Annotated in this window: 18 protein-coding genes; 14 read left to right on the top strand and 4 right to left on the bottom strand. The window is 70.5% G+C overall.

Going from position 1 to position 24,330, the window contains the following annotated elements; genetic code table 11:
- Positions 1-81 precede the first annotated feature (81 nt).
- On the top strand, positions 82-2,817 hold the full coding sequence (polA, locus tag J0911_RS15700; RefSeq protein ID WP_207276409.1) for a DNA polymerase I: 2,736 nt from the start codon (positions 82-84) through the stop codon (positions 2,815-2,817).
- A gap of 73 nt (positions 2,818-2,890) precedes the next feature.
- Here the strand turns inward: polA and J0911_RS15695 are convergent, their stop codons facing one another.
- On the bottom strand, positions 2,891-3,685 hold the full coding sequence (locus J0911_RS15695) for a class I SAM-dependent methyltransferase (RefSeq protein WP_207276408.1): 795 nt from the start codon (positions 3,683-3,685) through the stop codon (positions 2,891-2,893).
- A gap of 318 nt (positions 3,686-4,003) precedes the next feature.
- On the opposite strand from J0911_RS15695, the gene J0911_RS15690 reads away from it, so the two are divergent.
- The 10 genes from J0911_RS15690 to J0911_RS15645 all read left to right on the top strand — a co-directional run bounded on the left by J0911_RS15690 (position 4,004) and on the right by J0911_RS15645 (position 17,790).
- A complete protein-coding gene (locus J0911_RS15690; RefSeq protein WP_207276407.1) occupies positions 4,004-5,650 on the top strand; it encodes an ABC transporter substrate-binding protein in 1,647 nt (548 codons plus the stop codon).
- A 204-nt stretch (positions 5,651-5,854) separates the two neighbouring features.
- Entirely contained in the window at positions 5,855-6,862 is a 1,008-nt protein-coding gene (locus J0911_RS15685; protein ID WP_207276406.1) for an ABC transporter permease, read from the top strand.
- On the top strand, positions 6,859-7,842 hold the full coding sequence (locus J0911_RS15680; RefSeq protein ID WP_207276405.1) for an ABC transporter permease: 984 nt from the start codon (positions 6,859-6,861) through the stop codon (positions 7,840-7,842). Before J0911_RS15685 ends, J0911_RS15680 begins: the two co-directional genes overlap by 4 nt.
- A 17-nt stretch (positions 7,843-7,859) precedes the next feature.
- Positions 7,860-9,623 carry a dipeptide ABC transporter ATP-binding protein gene (locus J0911_RS15675; RefSeq protein WP_207276847.1) on the top strand — a complete coding sequence of 588 codons (1,764 nt, stop codon included), beginning with the start codon at positions 7,860-7,862 and terminating at the stop codon, positions 9,621-9,623.
- Between the two features lie 166 nt (positions 9,624-9,789).
- Positions 9,790-11,265 (top strand): 30S ribosomal protein S1, encoded by a 1,476-nt coding sequence (rpsA, locus tag J0911_RS15670; RefSeq protein WP_207276404.1) that lies wholly within the window; start codon positions 9,790-9,792, stop codon positions 11,263-11,265.
- 264 nt (positions 11,266-11,529) lie between these two features.
- Entirely contained in the window at positions 11,530-12,762 is a 1,233-nt protein-coding gene (locus J0911_RS15665; protein ID WP_207276403.1) for a cytochrome P450 family protein, read from the top strand.
- 141 nt (positions 12,763-12,903) lie between these two features.
- Positions 12,904-13,569 carry a dephospho-CoA kinase gene (gene coaE, locus J0911_RS15660; protein ID WP_207276402.1) on the top strand — a complete coding sequence of 222 codons (666 nt, stop codon included), beginning with the start codon at positions 12,904-12,906 and terminating at the stop codon, positions 13,567-13,569.
- On the top strand, positions 13,566-14,243 hold the full coding sequence (locus J0911_RS15655) for a pyroglutamyl-peptidase I (protein ID WP_207276401.1): 678 nt from the start codon (positions 13,566-13,568) through the stop codon (positions 14,241-14,243). Before coaE ends, J0911_RS15655 begins: the two co-directional genes overlap by 4 nt.
- 188 nt (positions 14,244-14,431) lie before the next feature.
- Positions 14,432-16,540 (top strand): excinuclease ABC subunit UvrB, encoded by a 2,109-nt coding sequence (uvrB, locus tag J0911_RS15650; protein WP_207276400.1) that lies wholly within the window; start codon positions 14,432-14,434, stop codon positions 16,538-16,540.
- A 242-nt stretch (positions 16,541-16,782) separates the two neighbouring features.
- Complete coding sequence (locus tag J0911_RS15645) at positions 16,783-17,790, top strand: TerC family protein (RefSeq protein ID WP_207276399.1); 1,008 nt, start codon at positions 16,783-16,785, stop codon at positions 17,788-17,790.
- Between the two features lie 27 nt (positions 17,791-17,817).
- On the opposite strand, the gene J0911_RS15640 is transcribed toward J0911_RS15645, so the two are convergent.
- Positions 17,818-18,558: an MBL fold metallo-hydrolase gene (locus J0911_RS15640; protein WP_207276398.1), complete on the bottom strand. Its 741-nt coding sequence runs from the start codon at positions 18,556-18,558 to the stop codon at positions 17,818-17,820.
- A 218-nt stretch (positions 18,559-18,776) separates the two neighbouring features.
- Here J0911_RS15640 and J0911_RS15635 point away from each other — a divergent pair, with 218 nt between their 5' ends.
- A complete protein-coding gene (locus J0911_RS15635) occupies positions 18,777-19,013 on the top strand; it encodes a hypothetical protein (protein WP_207276397.1) in 237 nt (78 codons plus the stop codon).
- Positions 19,014-19,172: 159 nt separating this feature from the next.
- A complete protein-coding gene (locus tag J0911_RS15630) occupies positions 19,173-19,478 on the top strand; it encodes a YciI family protein (protein ID WP_207276396.1) in 306 nt (101 codons plus the stop codon).
- Between the two features lie 249 nt (positions 19,479-19,727).
- Here J0911_RS15630 and J0911_RS15625 read toward each other — a convergent pair whose 3' ends face one another.
- The gene (locus J0911_RS15625; protein ID WP_207276395.1) at positions 19,728-20,732 is read right to left on the bottom strand and encodes an aldo/keto reductase; all 1,005 of its coding nucleotides are present in this window, start codon (positions 20,730-20,732) and stop codon (positions 19,728-19,730) included.
- Positions 20,722-21,162: a MerR family transcriptional regulator gene (locus tag J0911_RS15620; RefSeq protein ID WP_207276394.1), complete on the bottom strand. Its 441-nt coding sequence runs from the start codon at positions 21,160-21,162 to the stop codon at positions 20,722-20,724. The genes J0911_RS15625 and J0911_RS15620 overlap by 11 nt, the downstream gene beginning before the upstream one ends.
- Before the next feature lie 179 nt (positions 21,163-21,341).
- Here J0911_RS15620 and uvrA point away from each other — a divergent pair, with 179 nt between their 5' ends.
- Positions 21,342-24,284, top strand: a complete 2,943-nt coding sequence (gene uvrA / locus J0911_RS15615; RefSeq protein ID WP_207276393.1) for an excinuclease ABC subunit UvrA — start codon at positions 21,342-21,344, stop codon at positions 24,282-24,284.
- Positions 24,285-24,330: the final 46 nt, after the last annotated feature.

Here is a 24,330-nt window from a genome sequence, read left to right as displayed (position 1 = left end):
CCATCTCCTTGGACTTCGTTGCGGGCGTGTGCCTCGTTCCTCGGCCCGTGCCCTCCACTGCGCCCCGCGTCGATGTCAGTCATGCGGGATAGGTTGTCATCCGTGACGACCGAAGCGCGAACCGACCTTCCCACCGGCGACCCCGCCGGGACCCGCCCCCGGCTGCTGCTCGTGGACGGCCACTCCATGGCCTACCGGGCGTTCTTCGCCCTGCCCGACACGCTGGCCACCACCTCCGGTCAGGTCACCAACGCGGTGTTCGGCTTCACCTCGATGCTCACCAACCTCCTGCGCGACGAACGGCCCACGCACGCCGCCGTCGCGTTCGACGCCGGCCGCGTCACCTTCCGCACCGAGAAGTACCCGGAGTACAAGGCGGGCCGCGCCGCGACACCCGACGAGTTCCGTTCCCAGGTCCCGCTCATCCACGAGGTGCTCGACGCCCTGCGCCTCCGCTACCTGTCGACGGAGGGCATCGAGGCCGACGACATCCTCGCCACCCTCGCGGGCCGGGCGTCCGCCGCGGGCATGGAGGTGCTCATCTGTTCCGGCGATCGCGACGCCCTCCAGCTCGTGGACGACGACGTCACCGTCCTCTACCCGGTCAAGGGCGTCTCCGAGCTGGCTCGCATGACACCGGCCGCCGTCGAGACGAAGTACGGGGTGCCGCCGCGGCAGTACCCGGATCTCGCGGCGCTCGTCGGCGAGAAGAGCGACAACCTCCCGGGCATCCCCGGGGTGGGGCCCAAGACCGCCGCCAAGTGGGTCACCATGTTCGGCGGGCTCGACGAACTGCTCGCCCGCGCCGGCGAGGTCAAGGGCAAGGCGGGGGAGAAGCTCCGCGACCACCTCGAGCAGGTGCGGACCAACCGGGAGCTCAACGCGCTCCTGACCGACGTCACTCTCGAGCTCGGCCTCGACGACCTCGTCCTGACGGGCTTCGACCGCGAGGCCGTCCACCGCGTCTCCGACGCCCTCCAGTTCGGCCAGATGCGTGACCGGCTCCTCGCCGTCGACCCGGCCGGAGAGCCGGAGGGCGAGCAGCCCACCGGCACCGTCGAGATCGAGGTCGACGACGTCGCACCCGGTGGACTCGCGGCCTGGCTCGCCGCGCGCACCGGCCGTCTCGGCCTCGACATCTCCGGCACGACCACGCCCGTGGGTGGCGACACGTGGAAGATCGCCGTGGCCGCCCCGGACGGCCACGCCGTCGTGTACGACACCGCCGACCTCGCGCCCGACGACGACAAGGCGCTCACGGTCTGGCTCGTCGACGGCGACGCGCCGAAGGTGGTGCACGGGGCGAAGGCCGCGTCGCACGCGCTCGCGGGGAGGGGCTGGGACCTGCGCGGCGTGGACTTCGACACCGAGCTCGCTGCCTACCTGTGCCATCCGGACCAGCGCGGCTACGACCTCGGCGACCTCGCCGAGCGCCATCTGGGCCGGCGGCTCGGCGAGGCGGCCCCGGCCGCCCAGGGCGCCCTCGACCTGGACCTGGACGGCGGCACCACGGGGCAGCTGGAGGCGTCGCGCGCCGCCACCGTCGGTGACCTGGCCGGCGTGCTCGCCGGGGAGCTCGCCGATCGCGGGGCGGTCCACCTGCTCGCCGACGTCGAGCTACCGCTGTCGCGCGTCCTGGCCTCCATGGAGCGCGCGGGGATCGCTGCCGACGTGGAGTACCTCACGGGTCTGGAGAAGCATTTCGCGGCGGGAGTGGCCGACGCGGCCGCGGCCGCGTTCGACGTGATCGGGCGGGAGGTGAACCTCGGCAGTCCCAAGCAGCTGCAGGAGGTGCTCTTCGACCAGCTGGCGATGCCCAAGACGAAGAAGATCAAGACCGGCTACACGACGGACGCGGCGGCGCTCCAGGACCTGTTCGCCCGGACGCAGCACCCCTTCCTCGAGCATCTCCTCGTCCACCGCGACGTCACGCGCCTGCGGACCACGGTGGAAGGGCTCCTGCGCACCGTCGCGCCGGACGGGCGGATCCACACGACGTTCCAGCAGACCATCGCCGCGACGGGCCGGCTCAGCTCGGTCGATCCGAACCTGCAGAACATTCCTGTCCGGACGGAGGCGGGCCGGCGCATCCGGCGTGCGTTCGTCGTGGGCCCGGGCTACGAGACGCTCCTGACCGCGGACTACAGCCAGATCGAGATGCGCATCATGGCGCACCTTTCCGGCGACGAGGGTCTCATCAGCGCCTTCCGCTCCGGAGAGGACCTGCACCGCTACGTCGGGTCGAGAGTCTTCCAGGTGGCGCCGGAGGACGTCACACCCGAGATGCGTGCCAAGGTCAAGGCCATGAGCTACGGCCTGGCGTACGGGCTGAGCGCGTTCGGGCTGTCGCAGCAGCTGGGCATCTCCACCGGCGAGGCGCAAGGTCTCATGGACGACTACTTCGAACGGTTCGGCGGTGTACGGGACTACCTCACCGGTGTCGTCGAGGAGGCGCGTGCCACCGGATGGACCGCGACGGTACTGGGACGGCGGCGGTACCTCCCGGACCTCACGAGCGACAACCGGCAGCGTCGTCAGATGGCGGAGCGGATGGCGCTCAACGCCCCGATCCAGGGGTCGGCCGCGGACATCATCAAGCTCGCCATGCTGGGTGTGCGACGCGAGATGGACGCCCAGGGACTCGCGTCCCGCGTCCTGCTCCAGGTGCACGACGAACTCGTGGTGGAGGTCGCCCCGGGGGAGCGCGCGGCGATGGAGAGCCTGCTGCGGGCCCAGATGGGCGCGGCCTTCGAGCTCGACGTGCCGCTCGAGGTCTCGGTGGGAGCGGGGCAGAGCTGGCACGACGCCGCCCACTGACCCGGGCGACGAGGCGGTCCGACCCGGGTGACGAGGCGGTGGGCGCAGCTCGCGGGTCCGCGGGAGCCGCGCCTCAGTCCTTGTGCGTGACGAAGACGGCCGTGCCCGGCAGACGGCGACCCCGTTCCGGGCCCCAGCCGCCCCAGACCCCGGTGTTCCAGTCGGGCCACTCCGGTTCGACGAGGTCCGCGAGCCGCAGGCCCGCGCCCGCGATCTCCCGGACGTGGTCCCCGACGGTGCGGTGGTACTCGGCGTAGGCGACGCGGCCCGTGTCGTCGGTCTCGACGTACGGGCGCCGGTCGAAGTAGGAACGCGTCGCGGTCAGCCCGGCCGCGGTCGGGTCGTCCGGGAACGCCCAGCGCAGCGGATGCGTCACGGAGAACACCCAGCGGCCGCCCGCGCGCAGGACGCGGGCGGCCTCGGCGTGCACGCGGGCGGCGTCCGGCACGAACGGGATCGCGCCGAACGAGGTGAACACGACGTCGAAGCTGGCGGCGGCGAAAGGAAGCGCACGGGCGTCGGCCTGGACCAGGGGGACGCCCGCCCCGGCGGGCGCACGATCCCGCCCCTCGCGGAGCATCGCCCCCGAGACGTCCGTGGCCACGACGTGCGCGCCCTGCTCGGCGAGCCAGCGGGAGCACTGCGCGGCGCCCGCCCCGATCTCGAGCACGTCGCGGCCGGCGACGTCGCCGAGCAGCCGGGCCTCGGACTCGGTGAGGCCCTCCGGTCCCCAGCGCAGCTCACCCGCGAGGAAGCCGCCGTGGTCGTCGAGGTACTCGTCGGCGTTGTCGTCCCACCAGCCGCGTGCGGCGGCGCCGCCCTCACGGTCGGGCACCTCGCGGTATCCGTAGTCGCGCACGGAGGACATCCTCTCGCGGCAGCCGCTCGCCCGCGCCGTGCGCCCGTACCCGCGGCTACGTCCTGCCCGCGCCGTGCGCCGCGCCCGCGGCTACGTCCTGCCCGCGCCGTGCGCCGCGCCCGCAGCTACGTCCTGGCGGCCTCGGCCCGGCGGCCACGGCCAGGCGCGGAGGATCCCATAGCACGCGGTGGCCGATCACGAATCGATCACGATATGGACAACCGGCACACAGCGAAACACTGGCGCAACCCGGGTGAACCTAGAGTCAGGCGCACACCACGCAGCGGCGTGCGTAACCTGCGCGCCGCGTCCGAGGAAGGAGACGCCATGCGTCTGGGTTCACTGCGCCGGCTGGGGGCGCCTGTCGCGCTCGTGGCCGCCGGCGCCGTCGCGCTGTCCGGTTGTGTCGCGAGCGAGCGCGGCGAGGAGGGTTCCGGCGGTGACGGCGGGAAGGACACGTTCGTGTTCGCCGCCTCGGCCGAGCCGTCCACGCTCGACCCCGCGTTCGCCACCGACGGCGAGTCGTTCCGGGTCGCCCGGCAGATCTTCGAGGGGCTGGTCGGCGTCGAGCCCGGCACCGCGGAGCCCGCCCCGCTGCTCGCCGAGGACTGGGACATCAGCGACGACGGCCTGGAGTACACGTTCCACCTGGTGGAAGGCGTGACGTTCCACGACGGCACCGACTTCGACGCCGAGGCCGTGTGCGCGAACTTCGACCGCTGGCGCGACTGGACCGGTCTCGCGGCGCACGAGAACCTCTCGTACTACTACAAGGCCGTCTTCGGCGGTACGGGCGAGGACAGCAAGTACGACTCCTGCGAGGCCACGGACGCCGCCACCGCGGTCGTCACGCTGAACGCGCCGGTGCCGGAGCTCATCGCCGCACTGTCGCTGCCGTCGCTGTCGATGCAGTCGCCCACCGCGCTCGAGGAGTACGGCGCCGACGACGTGCAGGGCACGGAGGACGCACCGCAGCTCACCGAGTACGGCCAGGCGCACCCGACGGGCACCGGCCCGTACAAGTTCGTCGAGTGGGCCTCCGGCGAGAGCGTCACGCTCGAGGCCAACGAGGACTACCGTGACGAGATCCTGGACGTGAAGCGGATCATCTTCACGACCATCGCGGACGGCACCGCGCGCCGGCAGGCGCTCGAGGCGGGCGACATCGACGGGTACGACCTGGTCGCCCCGGCCGACGTGGCCGCCCTCGAGGAGGCGGGCTTCACGCTGCACAACCGCCCCGCCTTCAACATCCTGTACCTGGGCATGAACCAGGCCGCCGAGCCGCTGGACGACCCGCTCGTGCGTCAGGCGATCACCCATGCGATCGACAAGGAGGGGCTGGCGCAGTCGACGCTCCCGGAGGGCACCGAGATCGCCACGCAGTTCATCCCGTCCACGGTGATGGGCTACTCGGAGGACGTCGCCACCTACGACTACGACCCCGAGCTGGCGATGGACCTCCTCGAGCAGGCCGGCGCCGAGGACCTCGAGATCGAGTTCAACTACCCGACCGAGGTCTCGCGTCCGTACATGCCGGACCCCGCCGCGATCTTCGAGGCGATCTCCGCGGACCTCGAGGAGGTCGGGATCACGGTCACGGCCACGCCGGAGCCGTGGAGCCCCACGTACATCGACACCATCCAGGGCGGCGAGAACCACGGTCTGCACCTGCTCGGCTGGACCGGTGACTACAACGACACCTACAACTTCATCGGCACGTTCTTCGGCTCGAAGTCGCTGGAGTGGGGCTTCGACGACGCCGAGGTGTTCGAGGCGATCGACGACGCCCGCAACGCGCCGCTCGAGGAGCAGGAAGCCGCCTACCAGCACGCCAACGAGGTCCTGATGGACTTCCTGCCGGGCGTGCCGATCGCGAGCCCGGTGCCGACGCTGGTCGTCGCGTCGGACGTGGTGGACTACCCGATCTCGCCGGTGCAGGACGAGGTGTACCACACGATCACGTTCGAGTGAGCGTGACCTCGCGCGGCTGTCACAGGCCGTAACATCGATGCCCGTGCCCGCGGCCGAGCGCCGTCGGGCACGGGCATCCATCTGCCGTGGAAAGAACGAAGGACCACCACTGAGGGTGACGAAGGGCGAGGGGACGTCGCGGGCCGAGGAACGAGGCACGTGGCCGCAGCGGAGCCCGGGGAACCGTCACGATAGGGATTGCACATGCTCAGACTCGTCGGGCAGCGGCTGCTGCTCCTGATACCGCTCCTCCTGGGGCTCTCGGTACTGCTGTTCGCATGGGTGCGGGCGCTGCCGGGCGGGCCGGTCACGGCCATGCTGGGAGAGCGCTACACCCCCGAGGCGGCCGCAGCGATCGAGGCCGAGATGGGGCTCGACCAGCCCCTGATCGTCCAGTACGGGAAGTACCTCCTGCGCCTGTTGCAGGGCGACCTCGGGACGTCGCTGCGCAGCGGCCGTCCCGTGCTGGAGGAGTTCGTCAACCGGTTCCCGGCGACGATCGAGCTGACCGTCGTCGCACTGATCTTCGCGATCGGGATCGGCATCCCGCTCGGGTACCTCGCGGCGCGCCGGGCGGGCACCGTCGTCGACCACACCGCCGTCGTCGTGTCGCTCGTCGGCGTGACCGTGCCGGTGTTCTTCCTCGCCTTCATCCTGAAGTACTTCTTCGCCGTGGAGCTGGGCTGGTTCCCGACGAGCGGCCGGATGAGCCCCACCATGGAGGCGACGCATCCGACGAACTTCTACGTCCTGGACGGGATCCTGACCGCCGAGTGGGACGCGGCGTGGGACGCGCTGGTGCATCTGATCCTCCCGGGTATCGCGCTGGGCACCATCCCGCTGGCGATCATCGCCCGCATGACCCGCGCCGCCGTGTCCGAGGTGCAGAACGCGGACTACGTCCGCACGGCCCGTGCCAAGGGCATCAGGCCCGCACGGCTGCGGACCGAGCACATCCTGCGCAACGCCATGCTGCCCGTCCTGACCACCATCGGGCTCCAGGTCGGCCTGCTGCTGTCGGGCGCGGTGCTCACGGAGACGGTCTTCGCGTTCAGCGGCATCGGCAGCTTCCTGGCCGAGGCGGTGTTCAACGCCGACTATCCGGTGCTGCAGGGCTTCGTCCTGCTCATCGCGGTGACCTACGCCCTGGTGAACCTGCTCGTCGACGTGTCGTACGGGCTGATCGACCCGCGTCTGAGGAGGCAGCAGTGAGCACAGGCGAGCTTCCCCCCACCTCGGGGGCAGGGGGCGCGGCGAGCGCGCCCCTCCACGAGCCGGCCTCGATCCACGGGGACGACGGCGGTGCCGCCGGTGCGGACCACTCCGGCGAGGGCGTGTGGCGGCGCGCCTGGCGCACGCTGCGCCGGAACCCGGTGGCGATCGCCGGGTTCGTGATCGTCGCGGCCTTCGTGATCGTCGCGGTCCTCGCGCCGCTGATCGCTCCGTACGGGCCGCACGAACTGCCGGGCCGGACGGACGTGCGGCCCACGTACATCCCGGGCCCGTCGGCCGAGTACTGGCTCGGGGTGGACCGGTACGGCGGTGACGTCTTCTCCAAGCTGATCTGGGGTGCACGCGCGTCGTTGCTGGTCGGTGTGGTCTCGACGCTGTTCGGCCTCACCGGCGGCATGCTGATCGGTCTGCTCGCGGGCTGGTTCGGACGCTGGGTCGACTTCGCCGCCATGCGTCTGGTCGACCTCATGCTGTCCGTGCCGTCGCTGCTGCTGGCCGTCTCGATCGCCGCGGTCGCCGGCCAGTCCCAGATGGCGGTGATCGTCGCGATCGGCGTGGTGCAGGTGCCGATCTTCGCCCGGCTGCTGCGCGGGTCGATGCTCGCGCAGCGGGGACAGGACTACGTCCTGGCGGCCTCCGCGCTGGGGCTGACGCGACGCTCGGTGACGATGAGCCACGTGCTGCCGAACTCGGTGGGGCCGGTCATCGTCCAGGCCACGCTGACCCTCGCGACAGCCGTCATCGAGGCCGCGGCGCTGTCGTTCCTCGGCCTGGGCGGTGGCGAGCCGTCGACGGCGGAATGGGGACGCATGCTGACGGCGGCGCAGCAGGAGCTCGCGGTCGCGCCGCGTCTGGCGATCCTGCCCGGCCTCTGCATCGCGATCACCGCCCTCGGCTTCACCCTCGTGGGCGAGAGCCTGCGCGAGGCCCTCGACCCGCGGAACAGGACCCGGCGATGAGCGACGAGAAGAACACGATGAACGAACAGAGGCCCGCGGCGGGCTCCGGCGCGGCCGAGGCCGGCGCGCCCGAGACCGGCGTGGCCAAGACCGGCGCGGACGACGTCGTGCTGCGGATCGAGGACCTGGCCGTCGACTTCCGGACGGAGGGCGGCGCCGCACGTGCGGTCCGTGACGCGAACCTGGTGGTGCGCCGCGGCGAGACGGTGGCCATCGTCGGCGAGTCCGGGTCGGGCAAGACGACGCTCGCGATGGCCGTTCTGGGGCTGCTCGCGAGCAACGGCTCGGTGGCCGAGGGGCACATCTGGTTCCAGGGCGAGGACCTGGGCGAGGCGGGGCCGCAGCACCTGGCTCGGCTGCGGGGCACCGAGCTGGGCCTCGTGCCGCAGGACCCGATGACCAACCTGGACCCGGTGATGCGGATCGGGCGGCAGATCGACGAGGGCCTGATCGACAACGGTCTGCGCACCCGCCGGGACGCACGGGCCCGGACGGTGGAGCTGCTCGACGAGGTCGGCCTGCCCGACGCCGGCCGCCGTGCGTCGCAGTACCCGCACGAGTTCTCCGGTGGTATGCGGCAGCGCGCGCTCATCGCGATGGGGCTGTCGGGACGCCCGGCGCTGCTGGTCGCGGACGAGCCGACGTCGGCCCTCGACGTCACGGTGCAGCGGGGCATCCTCGACCAGCTGTCCGACCTGACCCACGAGCTGGGCACCGCCGTGCTGCTGATCACCCACGACCTGGGTCTCGCGGCCGAGCGGGCCGACAAGGTCGTGGTGATGTACCGCGGCGAGATCGTGGAGCAGGGCCCGGCACGGGACGTGCTGAGGAACCCGCGGCACGAGTACACGCGCCGGCTCATGGCGTCGGCGCCCTCGCTGGCGTCGCGGCGGATCGAGATCGCGCGGAAGCGCGGCCTGGACGACGTGCTCGACCGGACGCTGCTGGCGCACGAGGACGGTGCGGCGGATCGCGGGGCCGCGCCGCTCGTCAGCGTGCGGGACGTGTCCAAGGTGTTCCGGATCCGTGGGCAGGGCCTGCTGGGGCGCGGCAAGGACTTCACGGCCGTCGACGGCGTGAGTCTCGACATCCCGCGCGGGTCGACCGTCGCGGTGGTGGGGGAGTCCGGCTCCGGCAAGTCCACTCTCGCCCGGATGATCCTCGACATCGAGACGCCGACCACGGGCACGATCCACTTCGACGGCCGGCCGGCCGGCGGGTCCACCCAGGCCGAGCGGATCGCGTACCGCCGCCGTGTCCAGCCGGTGTTCCAGGACCCGTACTCGTCGCTCGACCCGATGTACTCCGTGTTCCGGGCGATCGAGGAGCCTCTTCGCGCGCACCGGTTCGGCGACCCGGAGGCCCGCCGGGCGCGGGTCGAGGAACTCGCCGAGCAGGTGGCGCTCGGCAAGGGGCTGCTGCGCCGGTTCCCGTCGGAGCTGTCGGGTGGCCAGCGCCAGCGCGTGGCGATCGCGCGTGCCCTGGCGCTCAAGCCCGAGCTCGTCGTCTGCGACGAGGCGGTGTCCGCGCTCGACGTCGTCGTGCAGGCGCAGATCCTCCGGCTGCTCGCCGGGTTGCAGGAGGAGCTGGGGCTGACATACCTCTTCATCACGCACGACCTGGCCGTGGTACGGCAGATCGCCGACCGGGTGCTCGTGATGCAGAACGGCATGCTCGTCGAGGAGGGGACGGTCGACGAGGTGTTCGACTCGCCCCGCACCGAGTACACCCGCACCCTGCTCGACGCGATTCCGGGCAAGGACCTGGAACTCGCGCTCTGAGCCGCCGACACCCCGCCGCCACGCCGCCGGGCCGCTCTCGCGTTGACCGGTCCGGCGAGCCGTGGCTAGGATGTTCGGCGGTGCCGTGCGCCCACCCAAGAGCGCCGCACACCACTTTCTGTCCCTGTCCGCACTACGTCATGTCCGCATCGGAGCATCGAACTCAATGACCATCTCCACCACGAAGTCCGCGCCTCAGGTCGCCGTCAACGACATCGGCACCGAGGACGACTTTCTTGCCGCCGTCGACGCCACCATCAAGTACTTCAACGATGGTGACATCGTCGAAGGCACGATCGTCAAGGTGGACCGTGACGAGGTTCTCCTCGACATCGGTTACAAGACCGAGGGCGTGATCCCCTCCCGGGAGCTCTCGATCAAGCACGACGTCGACCCCGGCGAGGTCGTCGCCGTCGGTGACGACGTCGAGGCCCTGGTCCTCCAGAAGGAGGACAAGGAAGGCCGCCTGATCCTGTCCAAGAAGCGCGCCCAGTACGAGCGCGCCTGGGGCACGATCGAGAAGATCAAGGAGGAGGACGGCGTCGTCACCGGCACCGTCATCGAGGTCGTCAAGGGCGGCCTCATCCTCGACATCGGCCTGCGGGGCTTCCTTCCCGCCTCCCTCGTGGAGATGCGTCGCGTCCGCGACCTCCAGCCGTACGTCGGCAAGGAGATCGAGGCCAAGATCATCGAGCTCGACAAGAACCGCAACAACGTGGTCCTGTCGCGCCGCGCCTGGCTGGAGCAGACCCAGTCCGAGGTGCGCTCGACCTTCCTGCAGACCCTGCAGAAGGGCCAGGTGCGCCCCGGTACGGTCTCCTCGATCGTCAACTTCGGTGCGTTCGTCGACCTGGGCGGCGTGGACGGCCTCGTGCACGTCTCCGAGCTCTCCTGGAAGCACATCGACCACCCGTCCGAGGTCGTCGAGGTGGGCCAGGAGGTCACCGTCGAGGTGCTCGACGTCGACTTCGACCGCGAGCGGGTCTCCCTGTCGCTGAAGGCGACGCAGGAGGACCCGTGGCAGACCTTCGCGCGCACCCACGCCATCGGCCAGGTCGTGCCCGGCAAGGTCACCAAGATCGTCCCGTTCGGCGCGTTCGTGCGCGTCGAGGACGGCATCGAGGGCCTCGTGCACATCTCCGAGCTGGCCGTGCGCCACGTGGAGCTCGCCGAGCAGGTCGTGTCCGTCGGTGCCGAGGTCTTCGTCAAGGTCATCGACATCGACCTGGAGCGTCGCCGCATCTCGCTGTCGCTCAAGCAGGCCAACGAGGGCGTGGACCCGGAGTCCGAGGACTTCGACCCCGCGCTGTACGGCATGGCCGCCGAGTACGACGAGCAGGGGAACTACAAGTACCCCGAGGGCTTCGACCCGGAGACCAACGAGTGGCTCGAGGGCTTCGAGACCCAGCGCGAGGCCTGGGAGGCGGAGTACGCCAAGGCCCACGCCCGCTGGGAGGCGCACCGCAAGCAGGTCGCCGAGGCGCTTGCCGCGGACAACGACACCGTCGCCGAGGCTCCGGCGCCGGCCGCCGCGTCGTCGTCCTCGTCCTACTCGTCGGCTCCGGTCGAGGACGAGGGTGCGGGCACACTCGCCTCGGACGAGGCGCTCGCCGCGCTTCGCGAGAAGCTGACCGGCAACTGATCTGAGCCGTCCGACGGCCCGCCGACCCTCCGAGGGTCGGCGGGCCGTCGTCGTCCACCCAGGGCGGCGTCTTCCTGAGGCCGCGTCGGTCGGGCCGCATCGGTCGAGGCGGCGTCGGTCTCAGGCCGCGCACGGACCACGGGCGTACTACGCGTTTGCCGCTACTTGTGATAGAAACCCAAGGTCAGGGCGTCTATGCAGGTCGCCCCATATTTTACGGATGAGTCGATGGACAGCTCGATGAACGGCGACGAGTGGAGGGTCATGTCTGACCGGGAACCGCAGCGCAGCGGAGGTCGGGTGGCGCTGGCCGACCTGACCGGCGCGGAGGACATGGCCGTGGTACTGCGGAAGTTGCAGGACGAGTGGGGGCCCGTCGCGCCGGTGGATCTCGAACCCGGGGTTCCCGGCTGGCTCGTGCTGGGGCACGCCGAGGTCATGGCGGTGATGCGTACGGAGAGCGTCTTCGCCCGCGATCCGCGGCACTGGAGAGAGCAGCTACCGCCGGAGTCGAACCTGCACGCCATCCTGTCTCCGACCGGACGGCGGAACCTGTACTTCGCGGACGGCGCGGAGCACCGGCGGCTGCGGCTGCCGGTTGACGAGGCGTTCTCGAGCATGGACGAGGTGCGCACCGCGGCCTTGGTCCGCGGCGTCTGCGACGGGCTGATCGACTCGTTCGCGGCCCGGGGCAGCGCCGACTTGATCGGCGAGTACGCGGCGGCGGTGTCGTTCCTGGCCGTGTCCGGCATGTTCGGGTTCGACGAGGAACAGGGCTTCGCGCTGCTGCGCTGCGCGATGGGGATCTTCGGTCACGGGGGCGACCCCGTCGCGGCTCTCGAGACGATGGACCGGATCGTGCTGGACCACGTCGCCGCGACCCGGGCGCAACCGGGACAGAACCTGACGGCCCGATTCATCGAGCACCCGGCGTTCGAGGACGACATCGAGATCGGGCACACCATGGTGGTGGCGATCTGTGCGGCCAACGAGATGTTGATCACCTGGATCGCGGCGACGCTGCGCCGCATGCTGACCGACCCGCGCTACACCGGCCGGGTCACCGGCGTGCGTCGTGGTCTGGACGACGCGATGGATGAGACGCTGTGGCGTGAGCCGCCCGTCGCGAACCTGCCGGCCCGGTACGCCGTGATGGACTGCACGCTCGGCGAGGCCCGCATCAAGGCCGGCGACGCGATCGTGATGGGTGTGGCCGCGGCGAACAACGACCCGCGCGTGCGCGCGGCGGACGAACTGTTCGAGACGGGCAACCAGTCGCACCTGTCGTTCGGCGTCGGACCGCACGCGTGCCCCGCCAAGCGGCCGGGGCGGCTCCTGGTGAAGATCGCCGTGGAGAGCCTCATGAAGCGCCTGGACCTGCGGCTGACCGACTCCGAGGTGACGTGGGCGCCGTCGCCGTGGTCGCGTTACCCCGCCACGCTGCCCGTCGCCTTCACTCCCGAGCGCACCGCGGCCCGCACGCCCGCCCGCGTCTGACGGCCCCGCCGAGGCCGACGCGCTGAGCTTCGAGGCACTGGGCATCGCCGCCGGTGATACCCGGACCGATCCTCGATCGGTCATAACGTGACCGATCGCGCAACCAGGGCGGAACTGCCGGTCGTGAGGCAGGATAGGAGTATGTTCCGAATCGGCCTCACCGGCGGGATCGCCGCCGGAAAGTCGGTCGCCACGCGTCGCCTCGCCGCCCTCGGCGCGGTCGTCGTGGACCACGACCAGCTCGCCCGCACCGCCGTCGCCCCGGGATCCGTCGGCCTCGAGGAGATCGCCGAGGCGTTCGGCACCGAGGTGATCGGAGCCGACGGCGCACTGGACCGCCCCGCGCTGGGGCGTCTCGTGTTCGCCGACGACGGCGCCCGGGAACGCCTCAACGCGATCGTGCACCCCGAGGTGCGCCGGCTGTCCGCCGAGCACGAGGCGGAGGCCGCGGCACGCGACCCCCGGGCCGTCGTCGTGCACGACATCCCCCTGCTCGTCGAGACCGGGCAGGCGGAGGCGTTCCATCTCGTCGTCGTGGTGCATGCCCCGGCGGAGCAGCGGCTGGAGCGTCTCGTCGAAGGTCGGGGCATGGACGCGGAGGAGGCGCGCGGCCGGATCGCCGCCCAGGCGAGCGACGAGGACCGGCTCGCCGCCGCCGACGTCGTGCTCGACGGCACGGGGACCGAGGAGAACCTGGACGAGCAGGTCGACGCCCTGTGGGAGCGGGCCCAGCGCGAGGTCGCGCAGGAGGCGGAGGCCGAGGCCGAGGACGCCGCCCTGCACGACAGCCGGGCGGCGGGCGCATGAGGGCGCTCGTCACGGGGTTCGAGCCGTTCGGCGGTGACGGCGTCAACGCGTCGGCCGAGGCGGTGAAGCGGCTCGCGGCGACCTGGGGGGCGGCGAGCGGACGTGCGGAGACCGGGGGAGCGGCGCTCGACACCCTGCTGCTGCCCGTCACGTTCGGCGGGGCGTTCGCCCCGGTGCGCGAGGCGGTGCTGGCGGCGCAGGAGGAGGGCGCGCCGTACGACGTCGTGGTCGGCGTGGGACTTGCGGCGCAGACCGACGTGATCCGCCTGGAGCGGGTCGCGATCAACGTGGCCGACGCACGCATCCCGGACAACGCCGGGCACGTGCCCGCCGACGAGCCGCTCGTCGACGCGGGGCCCGCCGCCCACTTCACCGGGCTGCCGGTGAAGGCGGCGCTCGCCGGGCTGCGCGAGGCAGGTATCCCGGCGGTCGTCTCCAACACCGCGGGGACGTTCGTGTGCAACGCCCTGTTCTACGCGTTGCGCGACGCGTTCGGGGACGGCGTGACAGGGTTCGTGCACGTCCCGCGGATGACGGAGGAGGCGGTCGACGGCGATCCCGGCCTCCCGCTGGACACCCTGGCCGCCGCCCTGCGGATCGTGCTGACCACGTCCCTCGCCGCCGCCCGCGGGGAGCAGCAGGAGAAGGCGATGGCCGCGGGCGCGGAGCATTGATCCCTGACCCCTGATACGCACCCGTGACACGCGACCCGACCGGTCCCCGGCCCGACGGGCCGAAGGCGTTGCGAAGACCCGAGGACGCGACGCAGGAGCGCCCGCAGGGGCTGAGCCCGGCGGCCCGGGAAAGCATTTCCCCGGCTGCTCGGGACAACACTGTCAGACAGTCCGGCTACCTTGGAACCATGCGCCCCGTCACCGATCTGCAGCGGACCGTCGCCCCCATCGAGGTCGTCTCCGAGTACCAGCCCGCCGGCGACCAGCCCACGGCGATCGCCGAGCTCGCCGAGCGCATCCAGGCGGGGGAGAAGGACGTCGTCCTGCTGGGCGCCACCGGAACGGGCAAGAGCGCGACGACGGCATGGCTCATCGAGAAGCTGCAGCGCCCCACGCTCATCATGGCACCGAACAAGACGCTCGCGGCGCAGCTCACCAGCGAGTTCCGCGAGCTGCTGCCGAACAACGCCGTGGAGTACTTCGTCTCGTACTACGACTACTACCAGCCCGAGGCGTACATCGCGCAGTCGGACACGTACATCGAGAAGGACTCCTCGATCAACGACGAGGTCGAGCGGCTGCGCCACAGCGCGACGTCGTCGCTGCTGACTCGTCGCGACGTGGTCGTCGTCGCCTCGGTGTCGTGCATCTACGGACTCGGCACGCCGCAGGAGTACGTGGACCGCATGGTGCGGCTGGACGTGGGCGACGTGGTGGACCGGGACGAGCTGCTGCGGAAGTTCGTCACCATGCAGTACACGCGCAACGACACGGCGTTCACCCGCGGCACGTTCCGTGTGCGGGGGGACACGGTGGAGATCATCCCGGTGTACGAGGAGATGGCGGTCCGGATCGAGATGTTCGGCGACGAGATCGAGGCGATCCAGACCCTGCACCCTCTCACGGGGGACGTGGTCCGCCACGAGGAGAGCGTCTACCTCTTCCCGGCGACCCACTACGTGGCCGGTCCGGAGCGGATGGAGCGCGCGATCACCGGGATCGAGGCGGAGCTCGCCGAGCGGCTGGCGGAGCTGGAGGGGCAGAACAAGCTCCTGGAGGCGCAGCGCCTTCGCATGCGGACCACGTACGACATCGAGATGATGCGGCAGATCGGTACCTGCAGCGGGATCGAGAACTACTCGATGCACATCGACGGGCGTGCCCCGGGCACCGCGCCCAACACGCTGCTCGACTACTTCCCCGAGGACTTCCTGCTGGTGATCGACGAGTCGCACCAGACGGTGCCGCAGATCGGCGCGATGTTCGAGGGTGACATGTCGCGCAAGCGGTCCCTCGTGGACCATGGGTTCCGGCTGCCGAGCGCCATGGACAACCGGCCGCTGCGGTGGGAGGAGTTCACCGAGCGCATCGGGCAGACGGTGTACCTGTCCGCCACTCCGGGGGACTACGAGCGGGCGCTGTCGGACGGCGTGGTCGAGCAGGTCATCCGCCCGACCGGCCTGGTGGACCCGGAGGTGGTGGTCAAGCCGACCACGGGCCAGATCGACGACCTGCTCGGCGAGATCCGTGAGCGGGTCGACAAGGACGAGCGGGTGCTCGTCACCACGCTCACCAAGAAGATGGCCGAGGACCTCACCGACTACTTCCTGGAGCGCGGCGTCCGGGTGCAGTACCTGCACTCCGAGGTCGACACGCTCCGGCGGGTCGAGCTGCTGCGTGAGCTTCGCCTGGGCGAGTTCGACGTACTGGTCGGCATCAACCTGCTGCGCGAGGGTCTCGACCTGCCGGAGGTATCCCTGGTCGCGATCCTCGACGCGGACAAGGAAGGCTTCCTGCGCTCGGGGCGGTCGCTGATCCAGACCATCGGGCGAGCGGCCCGTAACGTGTCCGGCCAGGTGCACATGTACGCCGACAAGATCACCCCGGCCATGCGCCAGGCGCTGGACGAGACGGACCGCCGGCGGGCCAAGCAGATCGCCTACAACGAGGCGAACGGGATCGACCCCACCCCGCTGCGCAAGAAGATCGCGGACGTCACCGACATGCTCGCCCGGGAGGACATCGACACGCAGGAGCTGCTCGCGGGCGGCTACCGGAAGGCTCCGGGCGGCGGGCGCGGCAGGGCGCCGGTCCCGGGCACGCCGAAGGAGGGCGCGTCCACGGGCAACCGGCTGGCGGGTGCCGCGGCGAGCGAGCTGGCGGAGCTCATCCAGGAACTCACCGACCAGATGCACGGCGCCGCGGCCGAGCTGCAGTTCGAGGTCGCGGCCCGCTTGCGGGACGAGATCTCGGGGCTGAAGAAGGAACTGCGGCAGATGCAGGCCGCCACCGCCTGAGCCGGTGGACGCCGCGCCGTCCGGGGAGGCGGAGCTCACGTTTTCCGTGAACGCTCTGGTCGCGTACACTTTCCGGCAGGAGGGGAGTATCCCGAGACGGTGCGTTCGTCAGTACGGGTGACAACGATGTTGCTCCGGGCGTGTCGGCTCTCGAGTCGCGTCGCGTGCTTCACGGCAGCGGTGTGCTCGTGGGTTGGGAGAGACCTCCGGTGCCTGACGCTGTCCACCGGAGGTTATTTCTCATGAACGTGCCGATCTGGGCCTGGGGCCTGACCGTCCTCGCGATCCTCGTGATGATCGCGGTCGACTACTTCGGCCATGTCCGCAAGTCCCACTTCCCGTCCATCGCCGAGGCCGGGCGCTGGTCTCTCGTCTACGTCCTGATCGCGGTCGCGTTCGGCGGGATCGTCTGGTGGGCGTGGGGGCCGCAGTACGGCGGGGAGTACTTCGCCGGATGGGTCACCGAGAAGTCGCTGAGCGTCGACAACCTGTTCGTGTTCGTCCTCATCCTCGCGAGCTTCAAGGTGCCGCGGGAGTACCAGCAGAAGGTGCTCCTGATCGGGATCACGATCGCCCTCGTCATGCGGACGGTCTTCATCATGCTCGGTGCGACCCTCGTGGCGCACTTCAGCTGGGTGTTCTACCTCTTCGGCATCTTCCTCCTGTGGACCGCGTGGTCCCAGGCCAGGAGCGGCGGCGAGAGCGACGAGGAGTACCACGAGAACGGCGTGCTGCGCCTCGTACGCCGGCTCTTCCCGGTCACCGACACCTACGTCGCGGACCGGATGACCGCCAAGATCGACGGGCGCCGGATGATCACCCCGATGCTCGTCGTCATGATCGCCATCGGTTCCGCGGACCTCCTGTTCGCGGTCGACTCGATCCCGGCGATCTTCGGCCTGACGCAGGAGGCGTACCTGGTCTTCACGGCCAACGCGTTCGCGCTGCTCGGCCTGCGGCAGTTGTTCTTCCTCATCGACGGCCTGCTGGACAAGCTCGTCTACCTCAACTACGGCCTGGCGGTGATCCTCGGCTTCATCGGCGTCAAGCTCGTCAACCACGCCCTCCACCTCAACGAGCTCCCGTTCATCAACGGTGGCCGCGAGGTCGACCTGATTCCCGACATCCCGACGTCGGTCTCCCTGGCGTTCATCGTGGTCGTGCTGGCCATCACCACGGTGGCCTCCCTGCTCAAGGACCGTAGCGACCGGCGGCGCGCCGCCGAGCTCGAGGACAGCTCGACGTCCTGATGCGGCGCTGCCCCCTGCCGGGCGCCGTCACCAGCCCCGCGCGCGCCACTCGTCGAGGTGCGGACGCTCCGCCCCGAGCGTCGTGTCGACCCCATGGCCCGGATAGACCCAGGTGTCGTCCCGGTACCGGTCGAAGATCCGCGTGGTGACGTCGTCCAGCAGGGTCGCGAAGCGGTTCCGGTCGTCGTGCGTGTTCCCCAGGCCGCCGGGAAACAGGGCGTCGCCGGTGAACAGGTGCGCCCGCCCGGCGGCCGCGTCCTGCCGGGAAACGTTATCGGGCTCCGTGTAGGCCAGGGCGATCGACCCCGGCGTGTGCCCGCGCAGCTGGATCACGTCCAGCGTGATCCGGCCGAAGGTGACGGTGTCACCGTCGGACACGGGCAGATCGATCGCCGTGCCGGAGTCGTGGGCGATCGACGCGGCGTCGTCCGCGCCGGCCACGGTGCGCGCGCCCGTGACCGCGACGATGTCGGCGAGCGCGCCGAAGTGGTCGGCGTGGCGGTGCGTGGTGACGACGAGATCGAGCGGCGGGCCCGCGTCGAGCGGGCCGTCCCCCGGCCCGTCGCCCTCGGACATGTCGATCAGGTCCATCAGTGACTGGGGGTCGGCGGCAGCGTCGATCAACAGCTGCGCGCCGGTCGAGTGACAGGTCAGCAGGTACGCGTTGTTGTCCATGGGGCCCACGGACATCTTGTGGATCGCGACCTCGTCGAGCAGGCGGACGTCGGGGTCGCAGCCGGTGACAACATCGCCGGTGTAGGGCGCCATGGGGGGAGTCTGCCAGGGTTCCGGTCGTCCGCGCACCTGGAGGTGCTGCATCCGGTGTGCGCTTTTCCTCCCCGGGCGAACCGGGAGGATCCAGAGGCCTCGCCAGGCGGTCTCCGATATCGGGCGCACGTTGCAAACCAGGGCGGAACACGACATCCTGCGGGCGGCCGGTTCTTCCCGGCCGCAGACACGACCGCAACGACGAAAGGCAATCCTTCGTGAGCCTGAACCTCGACAACCTCGTCGACAAGGACTACCGCGGCAAGAGCATCAGCGAGATCCTCGCCGCTCCGCCCTCGGCGCTCCTCGGCCTGAGCCCCAAGCACGACGAGGCGCTCGCGGCACTCAAGATCAAGAGCGTGGGTGATCTCGGCGCCTGGCAGCACGCCGTGAACGCCCAGGCCCTCGTGACCCTCGCACACGCCGAGGCGGCGCAGGCCCCCGCCGGTGAGTGAGCCGCTCGCTCCGCCGGGCGGTCCCGGTCGGAGCGGGCACCCCGCGTGAGCGAGGCGCCGGCGCCCGTTCTCCCGAGAGCCGGGGACGGGCGCCGGCGCGGTTCGCCCCGGCCGGACGGCCACCGCGGTCCGCGCCCCGGGCCCTGCACAATGGCCTGTATGACGACCTACGCCGTGACGTACGAGTACGCAGACGACGCCGCCGCGCTGGACGCGCACCGTGCGGACCACCGCGCCTTCCTGCGCGGCCTGCACGAGTCCGGGACGCTCCGGGCGTCCGGGCCGCAGCCTGCGGTCACCTCCGCCGAAGGCGCGACGGCGGCCGCGGGCGCGCTCCTGATCCTGGAGGCCGAGTCACCGGAGACCGCGCTCGGGGCGCTGGACCCGGATCCGTTCCGGACGCACGGCCTGGTCACGGCGCGGTCCGTGCGCGAGTGGACGGTGGTGATCGGAGGCTTCGCCTGACGGCCACGAGTGGAGGAGCCCCATCGAGCCGTCCCCTCTGCGGCGGCGTTGGACCGGCGCAACACTGCTCGCGATCTCGCGTGGGGCAGGGCGGTTCGGCCAAACCGTGCGTCTCGTCGACGAGCTGTTCGACCAGATCATCAAGCTGTATGCGTTCAACGGTGCGTCCACTCAACATGCGGCCACCACGTGACGTGGCCGATTTCTGTCGTGCGTTGGCATCATCCCCCGGCCGCGACGCATGGCGCGTCACCGATCTACTCCTGCCCTGGTCTCGGCGTAGTCCCGCGTCCCCACGATCTCCGCGGCGGGTAGTGCCTGGGCCAGCTCGGCCCGCTCGCCCTCCGACAGCGCGATCCGGACCGCCCCGAGGTTCTCGTCGATCCGAGCCCGGCGCCGCATGCCCGGGATCGGGACCACGCCCTCGGCGATGACCCACGCCAGGGCGATCTGAGCCAGAGTCGCCCCGTGCCGGCGAGCGATCACGGCCACCCGTTCCACCAGCCGACGATTGGCGGCGAACGCCTCAGGCTGAAACCGCGGGAGCGTACGACGTGCGTCTTCGGCGTCGAGATCGTCGAGCGACGTGATGCTGTCGGTGAGCACTCCCCGCCCGAGCGGAGAGAACGCGACGAGCCCGATGTCGAGCTCGCGCATCGTCGCCAGCTCGTCGTTGTGCAGCACGTCCCTCGCGAAGAGCGAGAACTCCGACTGCACGGCGGCCAGCGGATGGACGGCGTGCGCGCGCCGGATTGTCGCGGCCGAGGCCTCGGACAGGCCGATGTGCCGCACTTTTCCCTCGGCGACGAGCTCGGCCATGGCGCCGACGGACTCCTCGACGGGGACGTTCGGGTCCACGCGATGCAGGTAGTAGAGGTCGATGTGGTCCGTGCCGAGGTGCTTCAGCGAGCGGTGCGCGGCCTTGCGGATGTACTCCGGCGTACCGTTCCGGCCGTGGACCGTGCCGTCGTCATCGGTCTCCGCCGAGGCCTTGGTCGCGAGGACCACCTCGTCACGCCGTCTGCCGAGTGCACGTCCGATCAGCCTCTCGTTCTCGAACGGGCCGTATGCCTCTGCGGTGTCGATGAAGTTCACGCCGACGTCGACGGCGTGCCGCAGCGTCGCGATCGACTCGGCCTCGTCGCTCGCGCCGTAGAAGGCGCTCATCCCCATCGCACCCAGACCGAGCGGTGGCACACGCAGTCCGTCACCGAGCAGCACCGGCTCGAACGCTCGGTGGTTGTCATTCGTCATGGATCGTCTCTTCCTCGCCGGCCACGTATGCGCGATACGCAGCGATCTTCGTGTCCAGTGCCGCGAGGTGCTCCTGCGTGCGCCTCAGCCGCGCGACGACGGCTCGTCGATGCTCCTCGAACGCTGCGAGGCGCTCCCGCTCCGTCCCCGGCGTCCGGCTCAGCGCGGCGACATCGCGAATCCGGGCGATGGGCATCCCGGTCTCGCGCAGCATGACCAAGCCGGCCAGCCAGTCGAGGTCGTTGCGGTGAAAGCGCCGATGACCGTTGCTCCGGCGCGTCGTCGGGTCGAGTAGCAGCCTCTCGCGTTCGTAGTAGCGCAGGGTCTGCACACTCAGCCCGACGGCGGCCGCGGCGTCCCCGATCGAAAGTCCCCCTTCGGGAACTTCGACGTCGAGCTGCGGGGTCAAGGAGGGCGGCACACGATCCATGGCACAACCTATAGCGCGCTACAGGTCAAGGCGCCTGCCAGACCGGCCCCGGCAGCACGCGTGGATCGGCCTCCCTGAGGTATCTCGACGAGAACGGCTCCCGGGTGTGGCGCCGAGGCTTCCCGAGAGTGGCATAGAACACGCGTGCGAATGTCAGAGTCTCGGCCTAGGATGCTCGGGTGAGCAATCGGCTGGTCGTATCTGGTGCGCGTGAGCACAACCTCAAGAACGCAGACCTGGACCTTCCCAGGGACGCGCTGATCGTCTTCACGGGCCTGTCCGGGTCCGGGAAGTCCTCGCTCGCCTTCGACACCATCTTCGCCGAGGGCCAGCGCCGCTACGTCGAGTCCCTGAGCGCTTACGCGCGCCAGTTCCTCGGCCAGATGGACAAGCCGGATGTCGACTTCATCGAGGGACTGAGTCCCGCGGTGTCGATCGACCAGAAATCCACGAACCGGAACCCCCGCTCGACGGTCGGGACCATCACCGAGGTGTACGACTACCTGCGCCTGCTCTTCTCCCGGGCCGGGACGCCGCACTGCCCGGTCTGTGGCGAGGAGATCCGGTCCCAGACACCCCAGCAGATCGTCGACCGCGTCCTCGAGCTGCCGGAGGGCACGCGCTACCAGGTGCTCGCTCCCGTGGTGCGTGGCCGCAAGGGCGAGTACGCCGACCTGTTCAAGGAACTCGGGGCCAAGGGCTTCGCCCGCGCTCGCGTCGACGGCGAGGTGGTCCAGCTCGCCGAACCGCCGGCGCTGGAGAAGAAGCTCAAGCACGACATCGAGGTCGTCGTGGACCGTCTCGTGGCCCGGGAGGGCGTGCAGCGCCGCCTGACCGACTCCGTCGAGACGGCCCTCGGCCTGGCCGGCGGCCTCGTCATGGTCGACCTGGTCGACCTCGACGCCGACGATCCCGACCGCTTCCGCAAGTACTCCGAGAAGCGCTCCTGTCCCAACGACCACCCGCTCGCGCTCGACGAGATCGAGCCGCGTACGTTCTCCTTCAACGCCCCGTACGGCGCGTGCCCCGAATGCACGGGGATCGGGTTCCGACTCGAGGTCGACCCCGACCTCGTGGTGCCGGACGAGGAGAAGTCGTTGCGTGACGGCGCGGTCGTGCCGTGGGCCCAGACCTCCAGCGAGTACTTCGAGCGGGTGCTGACGGCGCTCGCGGAGGAGATGAAGTTCGACATGGACGCCCCCTGGCGTGCGCTGCCGCAGCGTGCACGGGAGGCCGTGCTGCACGGACGCAACCACGAGGTGCATGTGCGGTACCGCAACCGCTGGGGCCGGGAGCGCCAGTACTCGACCGGTTTCGAGGGGGTCATCACCTTCCTGGAGCGGCGGCACCGGGAGACGGACTCCGACTGGTCCAAGGAGAAGTACGAGGCGTTCATGCGCGAGGTGCCGTGCCCCGTGTGCGACGGCGCGCGCCTCAAGCCAGAGGTCCTCGCGGTGAAGGTCGGCGGCCGGTCCATCGCGGAGGTGTGCCGCCTGCCGATCTCCGCAGCGGCGGAGTTCCTCAAGGGCCTGGAACTGGGGGAGCGTGAGCGGCAGATCGCCGCGGAGGTGCTCAAGGAGATCCACGCGCGCCTCGGCTTCCTGCTCGACGTCGGGCTGCACTACCTCACCCTCGAACGGCCCGCCGGCACGCTGTCGGGGGGTGAGGCGCAGCGCATCCGCCTCGCCACGCAGATCGGATCGGGTCTGGTGGGTGTGTTGTACGTGCTGGACGAGCCGTCCATCGGACTGCACCAGCGGGACAACCGGCGACTCATCGAGACGCTCACGCGCCTGCGCGACCTGGGCAACACGCTGATCGTCGTCGAGCACGACGAGGACACGATCCGCGCGGCCGACTGGATCGTCGACGTGGGGCCGGGCGCGGGCGAGCACGGCGGACGTGTCGTCCACTCGGGTGACCTGGCAGGGCTGTTGGGCTCGGCCGAGTCGGTGACGGGTGCCTACCTGTCGGGACAGCGGGAGATCCCGGTCCCGGCCGTTCGCCGGCCGACGGACCGGCACCGGACGCTGACCGTCGTCGGGGCACGGGAGAACAACCTGCGTGGCATCGACGTGTCTTTCCCGCTCGGTGTCTTCACCGCGGTCACCGGAGTGTCGGGCTCGGGCAAGTCCACGCTGGTGAACTCGATCCTGCACACCGTGCTCGCGAACGAGCTGAACGGTGCGCGTCAGGTGGCGGGCCGGCACACCCGGGTCACCGGCATGGAGCACCTCGACAAGGTGGTGCACGTGGACCAGGGCCCGATCGGCCGCACGCCGCGCTCCAACCCGGCGACGTACACGGGTGTGTGGGACAGGGTGCGCAAGCTGTTCGCCGAGACGACCGAGGCGAAGGTGCGCGGGTACGGGCCCGGTCGGTTCTCGTTCAACGTCAAGGGCGGCCGCTGCGAGGCCTGCACCGGTGACGGGACGATCAAGATCGAGATGAACTTCCTGCCCGACGTCTACGTGCCGTGCGAGGTGTGCCACGGGGCGCGGTACAACCGCGAGACGCTCGAGGTGCACTTCAAGGGCAGGACGGTCGCCGACGTTCTCGACATGCCGATCGAGGAGGCCGCCGAGTTCTTCGAAGCCTTCCCCGCCATCTCGCGCTACATGAAGACGCTGGTCGATGTCGGTCTCGGGTACGTCCGGCTGGGGCAGCCCGCCCCGACCCTGTCCGGCGGGGAGGCCCAGCGCGTGAAGCTGGCCACCGAACTCCAGAAGCGTTCCACGGGCCGCACGATCTACGTCCTCGACGAGCCGACCACGGGTCTGCACTTCGAGGACATCCGCAAGCTGCTGGGCGTACTGCAGTCGCTGGTGGACAAGGGGAACTCGGTCATCGTCATCGAGCACAACCTCGATGTCGTGAAGAATGCCGACTGGGTCGTGGACATGGGACCGGAGGGTGGCTCCGGGGGCGGCCTGGTCGTGGCCGAGGGGACCCCCGAGACGGTCGCGGCGGTGCCGGAGTCACACACCGGCACCTTCCTCGCGGAGATCCTCGACGGTACGGTGCCCGTCGGCGCACCGGTGAACGGCGTGTCCCCGGCCTCCTCGGTGGCGAGCGGTGCCAAGAGCCGGGCTCGCCGCCGCAAGGCTGCCGTCGCAGGCTGACGCGGCGGGTCCGCACCGCCCCCTGCCCGGGCGCCATGGCTCGCCG

The organism is Myceligenerans salitolerans (genome assembly GCF_017349295.1).
In the GTDB taxonomy this organism is placed as follows: domain Bacteria; phylum Actinomycetota; class Actinomycetes; order Actinomycetales; family Cellulomonadaceae; genus Myceligenerans; species Myceligenerans salitolerans.
This window is presented reverse-complemented; position numbering and strand designations above follow the sequence as displayed.

What these genes read in the sequence shown, in the direction of transcription:
- coaE (WP_207276402.1), top strand. Translation starts at nt 12,904, where the DNA reads ATGTTCCGAATCGGCCTCACCGGCGGGATCGCCGCCGGAAAGTCGGTC.
- polA (WP_207276409.1), top strand. Translation starts at nt 82, where the DNA reads ATGCGGGATAGGTTGTCATCCGTGACGACCGAAGCGCGAACCGACCTT.
- J0911_RS15665 (WP_207276403.1), top strand. Translation starts at nt 11,530, where the DNA reads ATGTCTGACCGGGAACCGCAGCGCAGCGGAGGTCGGGTGGCGCTGGCC.
- rpsA (WP_207276404.1), top strand. Translation starts at nt 9,790, where the DNA reads ATGACCATCTCCACCACGAAGTCCGCGCCTCAGGTCGCCGTCAACGAC.
- J0911_RS15675 (WP_207276847.1), top strand. Translation starts at nt 7,860, where the DNA reads ATGAACGAACAGAGGCCCGCGGCGGGCTCCGGCGCGGCCGAGGCCGGC.
- J0911_RS15655 (WP_207276401.1), top strand. Translation starts at nt 13,566, where the DNA reads ATGAGGGCGCTCGTCACGGGGTTCGAGCCGTTCGGCGGTGACGGCGTC.
- J0911_RS15685 (WP_207276406.1), top strand. Translation starts at nt 5,855, where the DNA reads ATGCTCAGACTCGTCGGGCAGCGGCTGCTGCTCCTGATACCGCTCCTC.
- J0911_RS15630 (WP_207276396.1), top strand. Translation starts at nt 19,173, where the DNA reads ATGACGACCTACGCCGTGACGTACGAGTACGCAGACGACGCCGCCGCG.
- uvrB (WP_207276400.1), top strand. Translation starts at nt 14,432, where the DNA reads ATGCGCCCCGTCACCGATCTGCAGCGGACCGTCGCCCCCATCGAGGTC.
- J0911_RS15620 (WP_207276394.1), bottom strand. Translation starts at nt 21,162, where the DNA reads ATGGATCGTGTGCCGCCCTCCTTGACCCCGCAGCTCGACGTCGAAGTT.
- J0911_RS15625 (WP_207276395.1), bottom strand. Translation starts at nt 20,732, where the DNA reads ATGACGAATGACAACCACCGAGCGTTCGAGCCGGTGCTGCTCGGTGAC.
- J0911_RS15640 (WP_207276398.1), bottom strand. Translation starts at nt 18,558, where the DNA reads ATGGCGCCCTACACCGGCGATGTTGTCACCGGCTGCGACCCCGACGTC.
- J0911_RS15690 (WP_207276407.1), top strand. Translation starts at nt 4,004, where the DNA reads ATGCGTCTGGGTTCACTGCGCCGGCTGGGGGCGCCTGTCGCGCTCGTG.
- J0911_RS15695 (WP_207276408.1), bottom strand. Translation starts at nt 3,685, where the DNA reads ATGTCCTCCGTGCGCGACTACGGATACCGCGAGGTGCCCGACCGTGAG.
- J0911_RS15645 (WP_207276399.1), top strand. Translation starts at nt 16,783, where the DNA reads ATGAACGTGCCGATCTGGGCCTGGGGCCTGACCGTCCTCGCGATCCTC.